The organism is Synechococcus sp. 1G10 (assembly GCF_002252625.1).
Lineage (GTDB): Bacteria > Cyanobacteriota > Cyanobacteriia > PCC-6307 > Cyanobiaceae > Regnicoccus_A.
Genome location: NZ_NQKW01000006.1, coordinates 69185 through 88724, shown reverse-complemented (window position 1 = coordinate 88724; position 19540 = coordinate 69185). Strand labels below are relative to the sequence as shown.

At 67.2% G+C, this 19540-nt stretch carries 18 protein-coding genes and 2 tRNA genes; 10 read left to right on the top strand and 10 right to left on the bottom strand.

What is annotated here, in order from left to right; all coding sequences use genetic code 11:
• The first annotated feature begins 5 nt into the window (after nucleotides 1–5).
• The 4 genes from CJZ82_RS07070 to recA all read left to right on the top strand — a co-directional run bounded on the left by CJZ82_RS07070 (nucleotide 6) and on the right by recA (nucleotide 4084).
• A complete protein-coding gene (locus tag CJZ82_RS07070) occupies nucleotides 6–1709 on the top strand; it encodes an AAA family ATPase (protein ID WP_233130096.1) in 1704 nt (567 codons plus the stop codon).
• 157 nt (nucleotides 1710–1866) lie between these two features.
• Nucleotides 1867–1938, top strand: a tRNA-Gln gene (locus CJZ82_RS07065).
• A gap of 17 nt (nucleotides 1939–1955) precedes the next feature.
• Nucleotides 1956–2705, top strand: coding sequence for an HAD family hydrolase (locus tag CJZ82_RS07060; protein WP_094555094.1), 750 nt, complete (start codon nucleotides 1956–1958; stop codon nucleotides 2703–2705).
• 179 nt (nucleotides 2706–2884) lie between these two features.
• Nucleotides 2885–4084: a recombinase RecA gene (gene recA, locus CJZ82_RS07055; RefSeq protein WP_094555093.1), complete on the top strand. Its 1200-nt coding sequence runs from the start codon at nucleotides 2885–2887 to the stop codon at nucleotides 4082–4084.
• Nucleotides 4085–4110: 26 nt separating this feature from the next.
• On the opposite strand, the gene CJZ82_RS07050 is transcribed toward recA, so the two are convergent.
• The 3 genes from CJZ82_RS07050 to CJZ82_RS07040 form a co-directional block, all read right to left on the bottom strand.
• Nucleotides 4111–4491: a DUF1815 family protein gene (locus tag CJZ82_RS07050; protein ID WP_094555092.1), complete on the bottom strand. Its 381-nt coding sequence runs from the start codon at nucleotides 4489–4491 to the stop codon at nucleotides 4111–4113.
• 87 nt (nucleotides 4492–4578) lie between these two features.
• The gene (locus tag CJZ82_RS07045) at nucleotides 4579–4824 is read right to left on the bottom strand and encodes a DUF2839 domain-containing protein (protein ID WP_094555091.1); all 246 of its coding nucleotides are present in this window, start codon (nucleotides 4822–4824) and stop codon (nucleotides 4579–4581) included.
• A 68-nt stretch (nucleotides 4825–4892) separates the two neighbouring features.
• The gene (locus CJZ82_RS07040) at nucleotides 4893–6326 is read right to left on the bottom strand and encodes a helicase (RefSeq protein WP_094555090.1); all 1434 of its coding nucleotides are present in this window, start codon (nucleotides 6324–6326) and stop codon (nucleotides 4893–4895) included.
• Between the two features lie 42 nt (nucleotides 6327–6368).
• Between CJZ82_RS07040 and CJZ82_RS07035 the strand changes: the two genes are divergently transcribed.
• On the top strand, nucleotides 6369–7238 hold the full coding sequence (locus tag CJZ82_RS07035) for a prephenate/arogenate dehydrogenase (RefSeq protein ID WP_094555089.1): 870 nt from the start codon (nucleotides 6369–6371) through the stop codon (nucleotides 7236–7238).
• 31 nt (nucleotides 7239–7269) lie between these two features.
• Here CJZ82_RS07035 and crtD read toward each other — a convergent pair whose 3' ends face one another.
• Nucleotides 7270–8853: a C-3',4' desaturase CrtD gene (gene crtD, locus CJZ82_RS07030; protein ID WP_094555088.1), complete on the bottom strand. Its 1584-nt coding sequence runs from the start codon at nucleotides 8851–8853 to the stop codon at nucleotides 7270–7272.
• 25 nt (nucleotides 8854–8878) lie between these two features.
• On the opposite strand from crtD, the gene CJZ82_RS07025 reads away from it, so the two are divergent.
• Nucleotides 8879–9814 carry a fructosamine kinase family protein gene (locus tag CJZ82_RS07025; RefSeq protein WP_094555192.1) on the top strand — a complete coding sequence of 312 codons (936 nt, stop codon included), beginning with the start codon at nucleotides 8879–8881 and terminating at the stop codon, nucleotides 9812–9814.
• 54 nt (nucleotides 9815–9868) lie between these two features.
• On the opposite strand, the gene CJZ82_RS07020 is transcribed toward CJZ82_RS07025, so the two are convergent.
• Nucleotides 9869–10249 (bottom strand): CAAD domain-containing protein, encoded by a 381-nt coding sequence (locus tag CJZ82_RS07020; RefSeq protein WP_094555087.1) that lies wholly within the window; start codon nucleotides 10247–10249, stop codon nucleotides 9869–9871.
• A gap of 46 nt (nucleotides 10250–10295) precedes the next feature.
• Here CJZ82_RS07020 and CJZ82_RS07015 point away from each other — a divergent pair, with 46 nt between their 5' ends.
• The gene (locus CJZ82_RS07015; protein WP_094555086.1) at nucleotides 10296–10805 is read left to right on the top strand and encodes a M67 family metallopeptidase; all 510 of its coding nucleotides are present in this window, start codon (nucleotides 10296–10298) and stop codon (nucleotides 10803–10805) included.
• Nucleotides 10806–10856: 51 nt separating this feature from the next.
• Nucleotides 10857–12029, top strand: a complete 1173-nt coding sequence (gene moeB / locus CJZ82_RS07010; RefSeq protein WP_094555085.1) for a molybdopterin-synthase adenylyltransferase MoeB — start codon at nucleotides 10857–10859, stop codon at nucleotides 12027–12029.
• 65 nt (nucleotides 12030–12094) lie between these two features.
• On the opposite strand, the gene CJZ82_RS07005 is transcribed toward moeB, so the two are convergent.
• Entirely contained in the window at nucleotides 12095–13258 is a 1164-nt protein-coding gene (locus CJZ82_RS07005) for a cob(I)yrinic acid a,c-diamide adenosyltransferase (protein ID WP_094555084.1), read from the bottom strand.
• A 46-nt stretch (nucleotides 13259–13304) separates the two neighbouring features.
• Between CJZ82_RS07005 and larE the strand changes: the two genes are divergently transcribed.
• Nucleotides 13305–14213 (top strand): ATP-dependent sacrificial sulfur transferase LarE, encoded by a 909-nt coding sequence (gene larE / locus CJZ82_RS07000; protein WP_094555083.1) that lies wholly within the window; start codon nucleotides 13305–13307, stop codon nucleotides 14211–14213.
• Here the strand turns inward: larE and speD are convergent.
• Nucleotides 14185–14667: an adenosylmethionine decarboxylase gene (gene speD / locus CJZ82_RS06995; RefSeq protein WP_094555082.1), complete on the bottom strand. Its 483-nt coding sequence runs from the start codon at nucleotides 14665–14667 to the stop codon at nucleotides 14185–14187. The two genes, larE and speD, sit on opposite strands and share 29 nt — an antisense overlap.
• A 47-nt stretch (nucleotides 14668–14714) precedes the next feature.
• A complete protein-coding gene (recF, locus tag CJZ82_RS06990) occupies nucleotides 14715–15863 on the bottom strand; it encodes a DNA replication/repair protein RecF (RefSeq protein WP_233130103.1) in 1149 nt (382 codons plus the stop codon).
• A gap of 80 nt (nucleotides 15864–15943) precedes the next feature.
• Between recF and CJZ82_RS06985 the strand changes: the two genes are divergently transcribed.
• Nucleotides 15944–16017: transfer RNA gene (locus CJZ82_RS06985), tRNA-Arg, on the top strand.
• 2 nt (nucleotides 16018–16019) lie between these two features.
• On the opposite strand, the gene CJZ82_RS06980 is transcribed toward CJZ82_RS06985, so the two are convergent.
• Both CJZ82_RS06980 and ppc read right to left on the bottom strand, forming a co-directional pair.
• Nucleotides 16020–16502 carry a GNAT family acetyltransferase gene (locus CJZ82_RS06980; protein ID WP_094555080.1) on the bottom strand — a complete coding sequence of 161 codons (483 nt, stop codon included), beginning with the start codon at nucleotides 16500–16502 and terminating at the stop codon, nucleotides 16020–16022.
• Between the two features lie 7 nt (nucleotides 16503–16509).
• On the bottom strand, nucleotides 16510–19518 hold the full coding sequence (ppc, locus tag CJZ82_RS06975; protein WP_094555079.1) for a phosphoenolpyruvate carboxylase: 3009 nt from the start codon (nucleotides 19516–19518) through the stop codon (nucleotides 16510–16512).
• Nucleotides 19519–19540 lie beyond the last annotated feature (22 nt).

Here is a 19540-nt window from a genome sequence, read left to right as displayed (position 1 = left end):
TGTCCATGCCCAGTCCAAGCGTTGCCGCCACTGCCGCGGCCGCCCGGCTAATCACCCCCCAGCGGATCACCGACGATCTCGATCGCCTGCTGGAGGTGTTGCCCGAGCGTGTCGCTGAAGCGCTGGCGAGCCCGCTCAGCCGTGATCAGTTGCTGGAGGTGGTGCTCGACCTGGGCCGTGCACCCGAAGCTCGCTATCCGGGCCGCGCCCAGCTGCTGGATCAGCGGCCGATCGAGCGGGCCGATCTGGCGGCGGTGGTGCAGCGGCTCGGGTCCTTCGGCGGCGACAACCGGGCCGGTATCGAGCGCACCCTGCATCGCATCAGTGCGATCCGCAACCGCGGTGGGGAGGTGGTCGGGCTCACCTGCCGGGTGGGCCGGGCGGTGTTCGGCACGGTGGCGATGGTGCGCGACCTGCTCGACAGCGGCCAGTCGCTGCTGCTGATGGGACGGCCCGGTGTGGGCAAGACCACGGCACTGCGGGAGATCGCCCGGGTGCTGGCCGACGACCTGGAGCGGCGGGTGGTGGTGATCGACACCAGCAACGAGATCGCCGGCGACGGAGACATTCCCCATCCCGCCATCGGCCGGGCCAGACGCATGCAGGTGGCGAGGCCTGAGCAACAGCATCAGGTGATGATCGAGGCGGTGGAAAACCACATGCCCGAGGTGATCGTGATCGATGAGATCGGCACCGAACTCGAGGCCCAGGCTGCCCGCACCATCGCCGAGCGCGGCGTGATGCTGGTGGCCACAGCCCACGGCAACGAGCTGGCCAACCTGATCAAGAACCCCACCCTGGCCGATCTGATCGGGGGCATTCAGTCGGTCACCCTGGGGGATGAGGAGGCCCGCCGGCGTGGTTCCCAGAAGACGGTGCTCGAGCGCTGCGCTGACCCCACCTTCCCCCTGGCGGTGGAGATGCACAGCCGCAGCCGCTGGCTGGTGCACCGTGACGTGGCCCGCACCGTTGATCAGCAGCTGCGAGGGCAGCCGGTACGTCCCCAGGTTCGTGAGCTGGGCAGCGACGGCCTGCTGCGACTCGATGATCCCGAACCCGGTCTTCGCTCTCCCCCCCGGATGCCGCGGCGTGGTCCGCTTCTGGCTGGGGACCGCTCAGCCTCAGCCCCCAGCTCAGCCCTGGCACCGGTGCCCCTGCCCGATCCAGAGCTGCTCCCGCCCCATCGCCGCTCGGCATCCCCTTCCCCTGCGGCCCCTCCCCTGCGCCTCTACTGCTGCGGGGTCAGCCCCCAGTTGCTGGAGCAGGTGGTGCGCAGCCGTCAGTTGCCCGTGCAGCGCGCCAGCCAGGTGGAGGACGCCGATGCGGTGCTGAGCCTGCGCCAGCAGCTCGGTCGCGAACCCCAGGTACGCAGCCAGGCCCTCGAGCGGCATGTGCCGATCCTGGTGATCAAGGCCGACACCCTTCCCCAGATCCAACGCGGAGTGGAGCGGCTGTTGCGCCGTCGCGGCGGAGAAGGGACGGCAGCTGCCACTGACCCTGTCAGCGCCCCTGATGACGCCCATGGCGCCATGGAGGAATGCCGTCTGGCGGTGGAGCAGGTGGTGCTTCTCCAGGGACGGCCGGTGGAGCTGTTGCCCCGAAGTCCGTCGGTGCGAGGCATCCAGGCCGATCAGGTGAATGGCTACGGCCTGCGCAGTGCCGAATTCGGCAGCGGCGACCTGCGGCGGCTGCGGGTCTTTCCTCCATGAAAGGGCCCGGCACGGGTTGGCAGGTTCGCTGCCGGCATTCAGAGATTGACGAAGGACGGCCCGCTGTGGGTAACTAACAAGGCAACCGGCCAAGCGCTCGACCAACCCGGATCCATCCCCATGGATCGACTGGATTGGAAGGCCGCCGCTGGAGCTTTGGGCCGTCGCCAAGTGGTAAGGCAGCGGGTTTTGGTCCCGCCATTCCTAGGTTCGAATCCTAGCGGCCCAGTTCTGAGAGATCCCTGCGTGACCCCCAGCCCACTGCTGGTGTTCGACTTCGATGGCGTCCTCGTCGACGGCATGGCGGAGTACTGGTGGGCAGCTCGCCAGGCGGTCCTGAAGCTGCGGCCGGACCTCACCCTTCCCGAGCAGGCTCCCGTTGCCTTCGCCCGGCTGCGCCCGCTGATCCACAAGGGCTGGGAGATGGTGCTGGTGGCCGCGGAGCTGTCCCGCAGCTCCAGCGACCTCACCGCCCCGGGGGCGGACTACGACGAGGCCCTGGCTCCAGCGCTGGCCCACTGGGGCTGGAGCCCCGAGACCTTGCAGGCCACCCTCGAAGAAGTGCGCCGGCAGGCCATTGCGGCCGATCGCAGGCATTGGCTGGCGCTGCACCGGCCCTACCCCGGAGTGCCGCAGCGGCTGCGGGCCCTGGCAGCGGAGCCTGCCGACTGGGCCGTGCTCACCACCAAGGGCGGCGCCTTCGCCCGGGAGCTGCTCGCGGCCCAGGACCTCGATCCTCTGTACACCTTCGGCCACGAGGACGGCAGCAAGCCCGAGGTGCTGCTGCGCCTGCGCGCGCTGCAGCGGCCGCTCTGGTTCATCGAGGACCGCCGGCCCACGCTCGAGGCGGTGCGCGCCACCGCTGGACTGGAGGCGGTGCGCTGTTTCCTGGTGAGCTGGGGCTACCTGGGGCCCCACGATCTGATCGCTCTGCCCGAGGGGCTGGCGGTGCTGGAGCCGGCGGCCTTCGCGGCCCCCTTGGCTACGTGGCCCTGATCCGCTAGCGTACGCCTGTACTAATTCTGAGCTACCCGGCGGCAGGGGCCTGCTGCCGCTGTTTTGCCACCGCCCTGATACATCCATCGGCTTTGGTGGCACCTGTAGCTGTGAGGCCGCACGGCGACATCCCCTGGGGTCCGTCCCTTTCCGGCCCGTTCCTTCGTTTTCTTCTGACCATGCCTGTCGACCCCAAGAGCACCGACCTCAGGTCGGCCCAGCCCCGCTCCTCGAGCGCGTCAGCGGCCGGCGCAGCGGAACGCGACAAGGCCCTCAACCTTGTGCTCGGCCAGATCGAGCGCAACTTCGGCAAGGGCTCGATCATGCGCCTCGGGGATGCCTCCCGGATGCGGGTGGAAACGATGTCCACCGGTGCCCTCACCCTCGATCTGGCTCTGGGCGGCGGATATCCCAAGGGCCGGGTGGTGGAGGTCTACGGGCCTGAGAGTTCCGGCAAGACCACCCTCACCCTCCACGCCATCGCCGAAGCGCAGCGGCGAGGCGGGGTGGCCGCTTTCGTGGATGCGGAGCATGCACTCGACCCGGTCTACGCAGCTGCCTTGGGCGTTGATGTTGAAAATCTGCTGGTGTCCCAGCCCGATACGGGTGAAATGGCCCTGGAGATCGTCGATCAGCTGGTGCGCTCCGCCGCCGTCGATATCGTTGTTATCGACTCTGTGGCGGCTCTCACTCCGCGGGCTGAGATTGAGGGGGAAATGGGTGATCTGGCCGTCGGCAGCCAGGCCCGCCTGATGAGCCAGGCGATGCGCAAGATCACCGGCAACATCGGCAAGTCGGGTTGCACGGTGATCTTTCTCAACCAGCTGCGCCAGAAGATCGGCGTCACCTACGGCAACCCTGAAACCACCACCGGCGGCAATGCCCTCAAGTTCTATGCCTCGGTGCGGCTCGATATCCGTCGCATCCAGACCCTCAAGCGCGGTACGGAGGAATACGGCATCCGTGCCAAGGTGAAGGTGGCCAAGAACAAGGTGGCGCCCCCGTTCCGAATCGCCGAATTCGATATTCTCTTCGGGCGTGGTATCAGCACCCTGGGCTGTGTGATTGACCTGGCCGAGGAAACCGGTGTGGTGATCCGCAAGGGTGCCTGGTACAGCTACGGCGGTGACAACATCGGTCAGGGCCGCGACAACACCATCACCTGGTTGGAGCAGAACCCGGAGCAGAAGGAGCAGATCGAGGCCGAGGTCAGGCGCAAGCTCACCGAGGGTGCTGATGTGACCGCCAATTCGCTCAAGCCACTGGCAGCGGCGGCCGCCAAGCTGGCCGCCACCAGCTCGAACGCTTCGTCTGCCTCGGAATCCACCGAATCAGCGATGGAGCACGGTGCTGATGCTCTGGAGCCGGCTGTCAGCTGAGATCAGGGGGCGCAGCAGAGCTCAGATCAGATCAGGGGAGCCTCAAGCCTGCTGGCCTCGGGATCTTGCCCGGTGGCCGCAGGAGTTGGGGCGCACGGTTGAGCGTCCTGCAGGAAGGTGGCAACCCGCTGCAGTTCCTGGATGGCCTCAGCGCCTTCGAGCTTCACCAGTTCGCAGCCGTTGCGAGATTCCACCCAGCTGATCCCGAAATCGGAGACCAGGAAGCTCACCATATGGGCGTCTCCGAGGTCGGCCACGAACGATGCGCCATGGCCATCCCGGCCATCACCGCACACATAGCAGGTGGCTACCAGGCCTTTGCGCTGCAGGCTGCTTGCCAAGGCCTGCAGGCTCATCACCAGGTCGAGCACTACGGAGCGGTATTGCTCAGCGAGGCGGGGAAACATCGGCCAGCTCAGGAATTGGGGGGATTCTAATGTTTTCTTCCATTTTCTGCCACGGCTGAGCTCTGGTGTGGGCAAAGGCGCACCCGATCAATCGGAGAGGTTCCACCAGCCGACGGAGGGTCCGATGAAGCGCACTGTGATCCAGAACAGCACCAGGGCAGCAATGCCAATCCAGGCCCCCTGGGTGGAGACCTGAATGAAGCGGTCGGCCTGGCGGCGGGTCAATGGCAGCCAGGGGGCCAGCCGCGGTGAGGTGTCCTTGGCAGAGCTGGAGTTCTTCTGCGGCCCGCGAGGCGGTAATCCCTGTTCCGTGCGGCGTTTGGCCTCTCCCATGCTTCCCGGCGACAACCTGGCTGGCAACAGGCTACGGGCTTCGCTGTGGTCGCCTGATCCGGCCTTGCTCAGAGCGGCAACAATCTGTTCAGGGCCACCCAGGGCTCCAGGGCGCTGAGCACCTGGTGACCCCAGCTGCGGCTGCGCAGGCGTCCGTCCAGCACCGCCAGCCGCCCGCCGCCCCGGCGCAGCCCCGCCAGCGACAACTGGAGACGGATCATGGCTTCCGGCAGCAGCAGTTCCCGGAACCAATCGTGGCCAGCCTGGCGCAGTCGGTTGACCCGTGCCGCCGTGAGGGGGTCTTCGAGGCTGGCGATCGGTAGTGGCCCGACGATCACCTGGCGCGGCAGCGGCAGCCGCCCCTGATGGTCCAGCCACCACTGCCAGCCGCAGCAGATCACTCCGTTGCTCTCGGGTGCGGTGGTTTCATGTCCCACCCGGCGGCCGAACTCCGCCGCCAGGGCGCTGGCGAGGCTGAGCCGCTGGGAGTGCTCATCCACCAGCACGATCGTCAGGCCGCTCTGGCCCAACACCAGTCGCCGGCAGTGATCAAGCAGATGGGTGCCGAAATGCGGGCTGTTGGGGAAGGGTTGGCCCAGGGGGGCATAGAGGGGCAGCGGATCGGAGAGGGGCGGATCCGAGAGGTTCACATTCACCTGTGGATTGATGCCGGCCAGAGCGGCGTTCCGCCCGAGCTGGCCCACCAGCACGACGCCGCGACTGTGGAGCAGGCCCTCCATGGCCTCCAGTGGTTCGAGTGGCTGGCGGTGCAGACGCCACTGCAGCAGCTGCCGGTCGACGCTGGCCCAGCTGGCCCAGCCGGGCCCAACAGCGGACTGCCAGAGCTGCCAGGCCTCCGGCAGGGGCCCCAGCAGCGCCAGCAGGTGCCGCAGAGGAGCTTCCTCCTCGGGGCTGATCGGGACCTGTCCCGAGGGTGTGGGGGGATGGGCGAAGATTCGACGGCTCATGCGCTCATGCAGCGCCAGCAGGCTGGGTTCGGCGCTGGGCAGAACCCGACGCAGTCGCTCCCAGTCGCCGTTGTCGATCGGACGATCCAGGGCAAGACGCAGTTGCTGGTGCAGCCGCTCGGCCTCCGGTACGACCAGTTGCCGCTCCGCTAGCTGGCCCTGGCGCCAGGCCAGCTCCAGCTCGGCGTGGTTCAGCAGCCAGAGGGAAGCCACCCCGGGGGCGCCGGGGGATCCTTCCCAGCAGGGCAGTTGCAGGCCAACAGTTTTCAGCCTTGGAATCTCCACCTGCTGCAGGCGTCGGCGCAGGGGATCGCTGACCACCATGGCGATCGAAGCTTCCCCCAGGGCCAGGGGTACCAGCAGGCCCACCAGCCAGTCGGGGTCGCTGCCCGGGGTCAGGCGCACCAGTGTGTGATCAGCGCGCCGCAGGCTGCGCGCCACCAGCCGGCTCATGGTCAGGTGGTGCGGCCAGCGGATGCCGCCCTCCTGGCGCAGGAGCTGCTTGAGCTGCTGGTGGGCGCGGGCTTCCAACATCGCGGAATCGTAGGAAGGTGGAGCCAGTGGGCCGTACCAGCGATGACAACCCTCTGGCATGAAAGACCGGTGGGAGTGGTGGGCCTGGGCCTGATCGGCGGCTCGATCGGCCTTGACCTGATGGCCCTTGGCGTTGAGGTTCGCGGGCTGGTCCATCGCCCCGCCACGGCGGAGCGAGCACGGCAGCGCGGCCTGGCCAGCCAGGTGAGTACGGATCCGGCGGTGCTCACGGGCTGCGCGATGGTGCTGCTGGCTCTGCCGCTCGATCAGTTGCTGGAGCCTTCGCCTGAACTGCTGGCAGCCCTGCCGGAGGGGGCGGTGATCGCCGATCTGGCCTCGGTGAAGGCGCCGGTCCTGGCGGCCTGGGAGTCACTCGTTCCCCACTTCGTGGCTACCCACCCGATGGCTGGCACGAGCGCGGCCGGGGTGGAGGCGGGTCTGCCGAACCTGTTTCGCGGCCGGCCCTGGGTGGCTACCCCAACGCTTCAGACCGACCCCGCAGCGCTGGAGCACGTTCGCGCCATGGCAGTTGCCCTCGGGGCCCAGTGGCTGGAATGCGACGCCCAGGACCACGACCGGGCCGTGGCCCTGATCTCCCACCTGCCGGTGCTGGTGAGCGCCGCCCTGCTGCGGGCGGCGGAGCATGGGGCAGAGGCGTCGTCCCAGGCGGCTTTGCCCCAACTGGTGCGTGCCCTGGCCTCCAGCGGCTTCGCCGACACGACCCGGGTGGGCGGCGGCAATCCGGAGCTGGGCACCTTGATGGCGCAGAGCAACCGCGCCGCCTTGGCCGAGGCGCTTGGGTACTACCGCCAGGCCCTCGACGGCCTTGAAGGTCTGCTCGAGCAGCACGACTGGGACGGACTGGGGCGGGAACTGGAGGCCTGCCGGGACCTGCGGCCTGAGTTTCTCTGACCCCCTGGCCTGGGGCCATGGCTGCTGGAGTTCAGGGCAGTGCCAGGTTTCTGCCGCGAGCCTGCAGCAGTTGTCTGCTGGCCATCAACGCCGAGAGGGTCACTCCTGCGGTGCCCTCTCCCGGGTGGATGCTGTCGCCGCACAGCCAGAGCCCCGGCAGGGGGGTGCGACTGGCCAGACCGAAGGGTCCGAACCGGGATGGGTGCTGTCCCAGCCCGCCCACGAAGCCGAAGGGCCGCCCGGTCCAGCGGGCAAATCCCCGCGGCGTTGCCAGTTCCCCGTGGCGCCAGGCCGTGGCGTCCAGCCCCAGGTTCCGCTCCAGGCCGGCCTGGATCTGGGTCATGGCCTGACGCTTGGCCTCCGCATAGGCCTCTCTCTCCATATCCATCCAGTGGCGTGCCAGGGTGAACACGCTGGCAATCACCGTGGCCTGCCCCGCCGGCGCCCGCCCATCCCCCTCACGGCTCACCGAAACGAACAACGAACCGGGATCGCTGCAGTCGATCTGCAGATGGGCTGGACAGTCCGCTGGCAGCAGGGCCCGCTCGACGGCGCCATAGAACACCAGTGCTCCGCTGGGGTCGGGGAAGCTGCTGATGCGCTGGCGGTAGGCCGCAGGCATCGCCTCCCCCAGTAGATCAGCCAGGGCCTGGGGGGGCAGTGCCACCACCACATCACGGCTGCAGCTCGAGAAGGGGCGCCCGCCTGCCTCAGTCCCACGCACGCACCAGACTTTGGGTCCCGCCGCTTTCAGGCTCGTCACCCGATGGCTGAGCAGTAATTGGCCGCCCTGGAGCGCCAGGGCGGTTTCGAGCCTTTCACTCAGGGCCTGCATCGAGCCCTGGAGGTGCCACAGGCCCAACGGTGCCTGGGCCATGGACAGCACGCTGGCGCCGTAGAGGGCGGCGGTGCCCTCGGCCGGTTCCTGCGAGTAAAGGCGCAGCTGCAGATCCAGGAAGCGCCTCAGGCGCTGATCGCTGCCGCAACCGCTCAGGCACAGCAGGTCGGCCACGCTGGCGAGGGTCAGGGTCCCACAGGCGAGATTGGCGGGTCTCAGCGCCCCCAGCAACTGCCCCAGGTCCCAGAGGGTGCGGGGTGGCAGCACCGGATCGCGCCGGGCGAATGACCAGTTGGCCTCGTGCAGGACTGCGCACAGGCTCCAGAAGCGTTCACTGCCGTGGAACTGCCGCTGGCGCTCCTGGCGCCAGCGCTCGGGATCCCGCCACAGCTGGATGGGCGGCTGGCCGTCACAGAGATCCACCACACAGCCTGGGTCGAGCGGACTGGCCGCAGGCGCCTCGACCCCCAGATGGTGGAACAAGCGCTCGTGGATGCCGCCAGGTTCCAGCCCCGCCACCTGGGTGGCCCCCACATCAAAGACATATCCACCGCGGCGAAAGGTGCCTGCACAGCCCCCCGTCTGGCTGTGGGCCTCCAGCAGCTGCACCGAGAGTCCTTCCCGGGCCAGCAGCGCGGCAGCGGTCAGCCCGGCGATGCCGCCGCCGATGACCGTCACATCCAGCAGCGGTGCATCCGTGGCGGAGGAATCCCTGGCTGGGGAAGCCGCGGGGGAGGGACTGACGGCCAAGTGCTGGGCGGCAGGGACGGCGGGCATGCTGGCAGGCGTGGCATGGCCTGCGATGCGCGAACCCTGGGTGAGTTGGCTGGAGGAGACCCTCGGCCAGGAGGTGGAGCGCTGCCGGCCCGTGGCTGGCGGCTGCATTCACCGTGCCTGGGCCCTGGAGCTCGCCGGTGGCGGCCGGCTGTTTGCCAAAACGAACCTGGCCAATCAGCTGCCCGCACTGGAGGCGGAGATGGAGGGTCTGCTGGCTCTGGCCTCGGCAGCCGGAGCTGAGCTGGTGGTGCCCATGCCCATGCACTGTGCCCTGGCGGGCTCCCAGGCCCTGCTGGTGATGGACTGGTTGGACATGACCTCTGGTGGACCTGGCTTGGGAGTTCCCCCAGCCGCTGCTGCCGAGGCCGACCTGGCCTGGGAATCCGCCGGGGCTGCACTTGCACGGTTGCATCGCCGCAGTTCCGCCTCCGGCTCGCCCGGCTTCGGTTGGCAGCGTGACAACTTCATCGGCAGCGCCACTCAGCGCAATCGCTGGAGCCAGGACTGGGGAAACTTTTTCAGCGAGCAGCGCCTGGGCCCGCAGTTGAAGCTCGCCGAGCGCTCGGGCCGGTTGCTGAGGGGGAGCCGGAGGCTGCTGGAGCTCACTCCTGAGTGGCTGAATGGCCATGGGGCCGTTCCCTGCCTGGTGCATGGCGATCTCTGGGGAGGAAATGCCGCCCGGATGGCCCCCAGCTCAATCACCCAGGGCTCTGCCGAGGTGGCCCTGTTTGATCCCGCCGTTTACCGGGGGGACCGGGAAGTGGATGTGGCCATGGCCCAACTTTTCGGAGGATTCCCGCCGCTCTTCTTCAGCGGCTACGAGGGGGAATGGCCCAGGCCAGCTGGCCATTCCCTGAGGTGCCGTATTTACAACCTCTATCACGTGCTGAACCACGCCAACCTGTTCGGTGGTGGCTACTGGGGACAGGCCCAATCCCTGATCGCCGGGCTTGTGGACTGATCGGGGGGTTCCTGGCAGTCGGGTTCTGACCGTGTGGATCTGGCGGTAGCCGCTTCAGCCCAGGTATTCCTGGCGCAGGGTCTGGAAGCGGGACACCACGCCAGAGCGCTTCTCGCTGGTGCTGAGGTTCTTCCAGCTCCACTGTCCGACCACCACCAGGCCGAGGAGCTCCAGCAGGCCTGGCACCACCGGCAGCAGGTTGATGGTGTCGAGCACTCCTTTGATCAGCACCTGGGCCACGATCACCGCCAGCAGGACGCCGACACCCTTGCCGATCCGGCTGATCTGCGACCAGTCCACCTGATCCAGGGTCTGGTTGACCTTGGAGAGGATCTCGCCGTAGCGCTCGCTGAAGTTGGCGCCAGCTTCGCTCTCCGCCCATGTGGTGCCGGCCTCGCTGGTCGTCGGCTCCTGTTCGGTGGTTGCGTCGCTCATCAATGGAGTGGCGATGGTGTGAGAGTCAAGGGCTCAAGGTATCGGCATGGGCAGCGACTGGCCAGAGCGGCTCGTGGTTGATTCGCATCAGCTGACCGTTCTGCGTGCCGTGCTGGCTGCCGTGGCCCCCCAGGAGGGCTGCGCCTTGCTGCTGGGTCACCCCGCTGGCGCGGGAGCGGGAGACCAGGCGGCTGCCCGTCTTCAGCTCATCTGGCCTTGCCTGAACGTCTGGCCTCAGAGCGAGCAGCGCTGTGAGCGTTTCGCCATCGACCCCCGCGAGCAGTTGATGGCCCAGAAGTGGGGACGTCAGCGCGGCTGGCAAGTGCTGGGCACGGCCCATAGCCATCCCAGCTCGCCGGCGATTCCCTCCCCCACTGATTGCGCCTGGGCCTTCACTCCGGTCTTGATGCTGATCCTCGGCGCATCAGGGGAACTGCGCGCCTGGTGGATCGCGGAGTTGCCCGGTGATTCCTCAGCCCTGCCGGCTGCGCGGGAAGTGGCGCTGGTCCCGCCGGCGCTCAGGCCATCAGCGGGGGGCGAGGATTTGGGAGAGTAGGGAGAGGGCCGCCGCACGCGGTCCCTTCTGCGGCCCACGGCCTTCTTGCCCATGCTTCCCCCCGACATCAGCGGCGTCCAGCTCAGTCCCGACGAGGTGGCGCGTTTCTCCCGCCATCTGATCCTGCCGGAAGTGGGCATGGCGGGGCAGAAGCGCCTCAAGGCCGCCTCCGTGCTCTGCGTGGGCACCGGTGGGCTTGGCTCCCCACTTCTTCTGTATCTGGCTGCCGCCGGCGTGGGCCGCCTGGGCATCGTCGACTTCGACGTGGTGGATCACTCCAACCTGCAGCGCCAGGTGATCCACGGCACCAGCTGGGTGGGCAAGCCCAAGATCGAATCGGCGAAGGCGCGCATCCTCGAGATCAACCCCCACTGCCAGGTGGATCTCTACGAGACGGCGCTCACCAGCGAGAACGCGCTCGAGATCATCGAGCCCTACGACCTGGTCTGCGACGGCACCGACAACTTCCCTACGCGCTACCTCGTCAACGACGCCTGCGTGTTGCTGGGCAAGCCCAATGTGTACGGCTCGATCTTCCGCTTCGAGGGCCAGGCCACGGTGTTCAACCTGGATGCCGAAAGTCCCAACTACCGCGATCTCTTCCCTGAGCCGCCGCCACCGGGCATGGTGCCCTCCTGCGCCGAGGGCGGTGTGGTGGGCGTGCTGCCCGGCATCATCGGCGTGATCCAGGCCACCGAGGCCGTGAAGATCATCACCGGCATCGGCACCACCCTCAGTGGCCGCCTGCTGCTCTTCGATGCGCTGGCCATGAAGTTCAGGGAACTGAAGCTGCGGCCCAACCCCGAGCGGCCGGTGATCGACAAGCTCATCGACTATCAGGAGTTCTGCGGCGTGGGCGGCACGGCACCGGGCCAGGAGGAGGCCGGCAGTGTGCCCAGCATCACCGTGGCCGAACTCAAGACCGTGATCGACGGCCAGCTGGAGGACATCCTGCTGCTGGATGTGCGCAACGCCCCTGAAGCCGACATCGCCGTGATCCCTGGATCGGTGCTGATACCCCTTGATCGGATCGAGAGCGGTGAGGCGATCGAGGATGTGCGCCGGCTGGCCCAGGGCAAGCGTCTCTACGTGCACTGCAAGCTGGGTGGCCGCAGTGCCAAGGCCCTGCTCGCCCTGGGTCGCCATGGCATCGAAGGGGTGAACGTGAGTGGTGGCATTCAGGCGTGGAGTGAGCAGGTGGACCCTGCCGTGCCTATTTACTGAATGTCTCCCGATCTACTGAGTGTCTGGGAAACCATCCCAACCTGCGGGCTGAATCCTCAGCCCGCTCAGTAGTCCACCCCGCGCTTGAGGTCGACGCCTCGCTCGGCGTAGTGCTTGTGGCAGACCATCTCGGAGTGGATGCTGGCCAGATCGAAATAGGCGGGGGGATTTTTGCAGCGTCCCGTGATGATCACCTCCGTTTCCGCTGGTTTGCGCAGCAGGGTCTGCATGATCGGTTCAACAGGCAGCAGCTCCAGATCAACGGTGGGATTGAGCTCATCGAGAATCACTGTCTTGTAGAGCCCGCTGGAGATGGCCGCCCTGGCGATTTCCCAGGCCCGCTCCGCCTCCACATAATCAATGGGCTGCTGTTGGCCTCTCCAGACGATGGCATCGCGGCCGGAGCGGAGATGATCCACCAGGTGGGGGTAGCTTTCGCGGAGGGCCGCAATTGCCGCGTCTTCTGTGTAACCGCTGCCGCCCTTGAGCCACTGCAGGATCAGCACACGATGGCTCTTGTCCTGGCTGATGCCCCGCCCGATCGCCTGCAGGGCCTTGCCCAGGGCACTGGTGGATTTCCCCTTGCCTTCGCCGGTATAGATCTCGATGCCGGCGATGCCGGCACTGTCGTTGGCCTCGCGCCGGTGAGCCCGCATCTCGGAATGCAAGTCGGCGAGCTGAACCAGTGACCGCGGCGCGCCCCGGCCGGTGACGATCACCTCCATGCCCGCCGGCTTGGCCGCGAGGGTGCGCACCACCTCGTCCACATCCAGGAGTCCGAGGTCGAGCACCGGGCTGAGCTCATCCAGCACCACCACCGAATAGAGGGCGCTGGCGATGGCACCCCGGGCGATATCCCAGCCGCGCTGGGCCTCCTGGTGATCGAAGCGGGTGGCCTCCTGGGCGCTGAAATAGTCGCCACGACCGGTGCGCACCTGATCGATCAGGTGGGGGAAGCCCTGCTGCAGGGCCTCGATCGCCGCGTCCTCGTCGTAGGCGCGACCGGGCCCCTTGAGGAAGCGCAGCAGCAGGACCCTGGTGCGCTTGCGCTCGCAGATCCCAAGTCCGATGGTCCGCAAGACCACCCCAAGGGCCGCCTGGCTCTTGCCCTTGCCGTCGCCGTCGTAGACGTGCAACTGGCCGTGGCTGCGCTCGTGGCTGCCTGAGGCCGTGCGGATTCCAATTGCGCGGGACGACGCACCGGAGGCCGCGCTGGAGGTCGGTGCCATGGCCTGGCCTTCTACGTTTGGATCTTAACGACCCCCGACCGAGGCCATGACCTCCCCGGCCCTCCATCCGCTGGTGGAATTTCTGCCACTGCCGCTGGAGAACGCCCTCGGCCAGCTGCGTCAGAGCATCAGGGAGCTGGGCGCCGTGTTGGTGGCCTACTCCGGTGGTGTCGACAGTGCCCTGGTGGCGGCGATCGCCGCCGAGCAACTGGGCGCTGCCGCCGAGGCGGCTACGGGGGTCTCGCCGGCCCTGGCTCCCCATCTGTTGCGGGAAGCCCGCTCCCAGGCGGCCTGGATGGGAATCCGGCACCGGGAAGTGGCCACCGCTGAACTGGAGGATCCCGCCTACAGCAGCAATCCCACCGACCGCTGCTACGCCTGCAAGCGCGAGCTGCATGGCCTGCTTGCCGCTCTCTCTGGCGGTGCCGTCCAGGTGCTGGATGGGGTGAACCGAGACGATCTCGGCGATCACCGGCCAGGCATCCGGGCTGCCCGCGAGCGGGGTGTGTGCTCGCCCCTGGCCGAGCACGGCCTCGACAAGGCGGCCGTGCGTCAGATTTCCAGAGCCCTGGGCTTCCCCTGGTGGGACAAGCCGGCCCAGCCCTGCCTGGCTTCGCGTTTTCCCTACGGCGAGCCGGTCACGGCCTCGCGCCTTGAGCGAGTTGCCGCTGCCGAAGACTGGCTGCGCCAGCGCGGAGTTCAGCAGCTGCGGGTGCGCTGCCAGGGAGCGACTGCCCGTGTGGAGGTACCCGCCGACCAGCTTGACGGTCTGCTCAGCTGGTTGCCGCGCCAGGAGCTGGTGGAGGCGTTCAGAGAGCTTGGTTTCGCCGCTGTCAGCCTGGATCTTGAGGGTTTGATCAGCGGCAAGCTCAACCGTGAGGCGAGCCTGAAGCCAGCAGCCACGGGGCCACTGGCTTCAACCGGCCTCAGGCAGCCAGATCCAGTGGTTCCCTGATCTGCTCGCTGATCGAGTCGGGAGTTTCCCGGCGGAAGCTCTTGAGGTTGCGGCTGGCCGCCTCAAGCTCATCGCCAAGCACCTGGCAGGCCCGCTCGGGCATGGTGTGATCGCCGCAGGTGAACACATCCACTGCTGCGTAGCCCGACTCAGGCCAGGTGTGGATCGAGATGTGAGATTCAGCCAGCAGGGCAAGACCCGTAACCCCCTGCGGTTCGAAACGGTGGGTTATCAGATTGAGCAAAGTGGCGCCAGCACGTTTCGCTGCAGTCGTGATGGCGTCTCTGAGAAAAGCTTCGTCGTTGAGCTTTTTTGAATCGCAGTTGTAAAGCTCAAGGATGCAATGTTTCCCCACCATGTCGCTGGTCGTGGGGGGTTGGCTCTGAAAGCTCTGGGTGCTTTGGGCTCCACTCCATCCCGGGTTGGGGTGGAGGCAGGGCAGGCTCTGGGTCATCGAATGCGCGCAAACAAGAGACCATCCTACGCATCCCTTCAGGTTTCTTACGGTTGCCAGGCCGATTCGACAATTTCCCCACGGCAGATCTGCACCACCTGGGAGTCGCCCCCCTGCCAGCTGGCGCTGAACGACGTCAGGTGGGTGGCGCTCACCAGGCACTGGTGTCCTGTGCCCACCACCTCCAGAAGCAACTCCTGGCGTCTTGGGTCGAGTTCTGCCAGCACGTCGTCGAGCAGCAGCAGGGGCGGTTCACTCCAGAGCTGCTGTACCAGCTCCAGTTCCGCCAGTTTCAGTGCCAGCACCAGGGTGCGCTGCTGCCCGGCGGATCCGAACCGCCGGGCAGGCTCTTCCCCCAGCAGCATCGCCACCTCATCGCGGTGGGGACCCACCTGGCAGGCTCCCAGTCGGCGTTCCTCCGGACGCTGCCGCCGCAGTTGCTCCAGCAGGGCCTCCCGCCAGGGGCCCTCCGCTTCCTCCCCCTCCAGCTGGCTGCCAGCCTGATAAAGCAACTCAAGACGTTCGCGACCGCCACTGAGCTGGGCCTGCCAGGCAGCGGCCAGTGGTTGCAGGCGAGCCAGGGCGCGGCGACGGCGGCGGTGCAGGCGTGTGCCGATCAAGGCCATCTGCTGATCGAAGGCGTCGAGGAGAGAGTGCAGCTGCTGCTCCCCCTGGCTCAGGCCGCGGCGCAGCAACTGGCTGCGCTGGCGCAGCAATCGGCCATAGCGAGCCAGCAGCTCCCCGTAGACCGGCTCCAGTTGCAGCACCACCCGATCGAGCCACTGGCGCCGCTGGGCGGGCTCCCCCCGCACCAGCTCCAGGTCGAGGGCACTGAAGCCCACGCAGCGCAGGGGGCCCACCAGATCGAGCTGGCGCTCCAGGACCTTGCCATTGCGGCGGGCCTGGCGCCCGCCCTGGCGCCTTACCTCCAGTTCGAGCTCAAGCTGATTCAGCCCAGGAGCTGGCACTGGTGCTCCAGGGGTGTCGCCATCGCCGCACCAGCCGCGCACCAGCGCCCGGCTCTGGCCATGGCGGATCAGGTCGCGGTCGTGGCCGCTGCGGTGGGAGCGCAGGCTGCCGAGCAGCTCCACCGCCTCAAGCAGGTTCGACTTGCCCTCTCCGTTGGCGCCGATGACCAGCAGACGTGGCTGGCGGAGCTCGAGGGAGAGCTGGGCGTAGTTACGAAAATCGAGCAGCTCCAGGCGATGCAGCCGAATGGGTCAGGAGCGGCGTGCGGGTAAGCTACGACCACGGGCCAGGGATGACCTCCCCGCTCGGGCATGTAGCTCAGTTGGATAGAGCGTCAGATTCCGGTTCTGAATGTCGGGGGTTCGAGTCCCTCCATGCTCGTTTCATTCGGCTCCCTGGGTTTCTCTCTCAGCTGTGGTGAGCACCAGACCCATGGCGCGGATGCCACCTGGGTCGACCATGAAGCCGTGCTGTTGAAGGGCTGAAAGAGCCTCCGGTGGAGCTGCCACTGAAATGCTGCAACCACTCAGTTCGCGGCGCAGGCGGCTGAGGGCGCCGTGCACCAGCACCGCCAGCACGGTGGACCGATGGGGATCCGCCGGCCAGGCCGAGAGATCCCAGAGGTTGGCATTGAGGGCCTGATCGCTGGTGGCCCGCACGAAGCCCACCAACCGCCCCTGCGGATCCCGCACACAGAGTTGCCAGGCGCTGCGCTCCAGCACCAGGACCAGGCGCTGCTCATCACGCTGCGATTCGCCGCAGGCCATCAGCAAGATGTTCAACTCCCCGGGCTGGGGGGGCTCGGCCTCCGTTCGGTAGCCCTCGGGCAGTCGTGGGGCGGGCGGTTGGCTGCGGAAGGGAATCAAGCGCGGTTCAACCGGTGTTGCGCATGCCCGCGGCGATGCCGTTGATGGTGAGCAGGGCGCCGCGCAGCAGTTCGCTGCGGCTGTAGGTGCGGCCGTCATTGCCATCGCCGCTGCTGGCTTCGCTCATCGGCGGCTGCCGGTTCTGGTCGCGCAGTCGCCGCAACAGGGCCACCTGCAGATAGCCGAGGGGCACGATCGTCTGGTTGCGCAGGTCGACCGAGAGCTGCAGGGCTGGATCGCCATCCAGCAGGCGGCCGTGACCGGAGATCATCAGCACCAGATCCCGGGTGAGTTCGAACTCGGCCGCGATCACCTGGAAGATCTCCTCGAAGGCTTCGCGGTGGCTGGGGCGACCCAGGGCCTGCACATAGTGATGAGCCAGCTCGAGATCCACCTTCGAGAGGGTCATCTCCACCTTGGAGATCAGCATGCGGAAGAAGGGCCAGCGCTGGTAGAGCAGACGCAGCAACTCCAGCTGGCCTGGATCATCGTCGAGTTCCTCCTGCAGGGCTGCCCCCACACCGAACCAGCTGGGCAGAAGGAAGCGGCTCTGGGTCCAGCCGAACACCCAGGGGATCGCCCGCAGGCTGGAGAGATCCTTGGCTCCACTCTTGCGGCGGGCTGGGCGGCTGGAGATCTGCAGTTTGCTGATCTCCTCGATCGGTGTGACCTGCTGGAAGAAGGCCACCAGATCGGGGTTTTCATGCACCAGGCGCCGGTAGTGCACCCGGGAGCGGGCTGCTAGGCGGCCCATCAGTTCGTTCGTGGTGGGGGTGTCATCGACGTTGGTGCTCACCAGGCTGTTCTGCAGCACTGCGGTGGTCACCGTTTCGAGGTTGTAGAGCGCCAGCTCCGGCAAGGAGTACTTCGAGGCCAGGACCTCACCCTGCTCGGTGATCTTGATGCGGCCGTTGAGGGTGCCACTGGGCTGGGCCAGGATCGCCTGGTAAGCCGGGCCTCCGCCCCTTCCCACCGAGCCGCCCCGGCCGTGGAAGATGCACAGGGCCACCTCGTGCTCTGAGGCGAGTCGCTGCAGAGCGATCTGGGCCTTGTGAATTTCCCAGTTGCTGGAGAGGAAGCCCGAATCCTTGTTGCTGTCGGAATAGCCGAGCATCACCTCCTGCAGGGGCTTGTCGGATTCGGCGCTGCTGGCCAGAAGGGCCCTGTAGAAGGGCTCCGAGAAGACGCGCTGCATCACCGCCGGAGCCCGCTGCAGATCCTCCACCGTTTCGAACAGGGGCACCACCAGTAACTGGGTCTGCACCGCCTTGGGGTCCACCAGACCGGCCTCCTTGGCAAGCAGCATCACCTCCAGCAGGTCGGAGACCGTGTGGGCCATCGAGATGACGTAGGTGCGGCAGATGCGAGGGCCGAATTCCTGCTGCAGCCGCTGCAGCATGCGGAACACCGCGAAGGTTTCGTCGGTGGCCGGGCTCCATCGGGTCGCGGGCGGGAGCAGGGGGCGGCGGGTCTGCAATTCCTGCAGCAGCCACTCAACCCGCTGTTCCTCCTCCATCTCCCCATAGGGAATGGGCAGTTGCAGGTAGCGGGTCAGTTCGTCGAGGGCATCGCTGTGTCGGGTGCTCTCCTGGCGGATGTCGAGGCTGGCCAGACTGAAGGCGAAGATGTGGACCTGGCTGAGCAGGGTCTGCAGCGGTTCACAGCTGAGGCCTGTGGATTCGAGGCTGTCGCGCAGCAGCTCCAGGTCTTGGCGAAGCTCGTTCACCGAGCCGTAGTGCAGTTCGGGCGGGGCAGCTGCCATCGGCCCGGTGCCCGTGCTCAGCACCGCCGGCCCGGCGCTGTCGCAGGGGGATTCCCAGCCGGCTTCGGCCAGCTGCTTGTTGCGCTGGTGGGTGAGGCGCAACCTTTCGACGATGTAGCTGAGCTTGAGCCGGTAGGGCTCGAGCCGGTACCGGGCTGCCCGCTCCTCGTAGATCTCCGGGAAGCGCAGCCGGTCCATCTCCAGGGACTCGAGCAGGGGAGCGCTCACCTGGGACCACTGCATCGAGATGCTGAGCTGGTCTCGCAGGCCCTGCACCGCCGTGATGTAGCGCTCGATCATCAGCTGGCGCTGATAGCAGGCGGTGCGCCAGGTGATGTCGGGAGTGACGGAAGGGTTGCCATCGCGGTCGGAGCCCACCCAGGAACCGAAGGTGCAGAAGGCGTCACGTGGGGCCTCCACATCCGGGTAACTGGCGGCGAGTGCATTGAGGATGCGCTGGCGCAGCAGTGGCATCGCGTCAAACAGAACCTGCTGGAAGTAGTGGAGGGCGTAATCGACCTCATCGAGCACAGAGGGCTTGAACTGGTGCAGCTCGTCGGTGCGCCACCACAGCCGGATCTCCTCTTCCAGCTGCAGCCTGAGGCTGCGTTCGTCGTGCAGTTCTGAGGGACTGTCCTGCTGCAGGCGATGGATCAGGGCCGCCACCCGCCGCTGTTTGTGGCGCACGGTGTGGCGCACGATCTCCGTGGGGTGGGCTGTGAACACCAGCCGGATGTCGAGTTCCCGCAGCAGGTTCTCGATCTGGGCAGGGGGAACGTTCAGTCCGCGCAGGCGGGTGAACAGCTCCCGGAAGGTGGCCGGATCGGTCTGGCTGGCCAGCGGTGGGGCGAAGGGGTCGGGTCTGGAGGGAGTGGAAGCCTCCTGCAGGCTGGCCAGGTAGCTGTCTTCCTCGATGTGCTGCTCGAGGATGTTCACCAGCTGGAAGTAGAGCGAAAAGGCGCGGGCCGCAGCGATCGCCTCCGAGAGGTCCATTTCCCGGATCAGCTGCACGATGGAGGCCGTGGTGTCGACCGTGCCGTCGGCAGCTTCGGAGGGGTCGCTCAGCTGCTTGAGTCGCAGCAGCCGTTCGGCCTGATCGGGCGGACACTCGCTGAGCAGGACCGTTTTCCAGAGATCCTCCACCAGTTCCAGCCGCTCTCCGAGCAGCCGGGTGACACGGGGAGCTGGAGCCGTGGGAACTGCCTGGGCGGCCTGGGCCAGTACGGCGGATGGGGCGGACAGGGGCTGCCGCATGGGGTCCGGCGCAGGCGAGGAA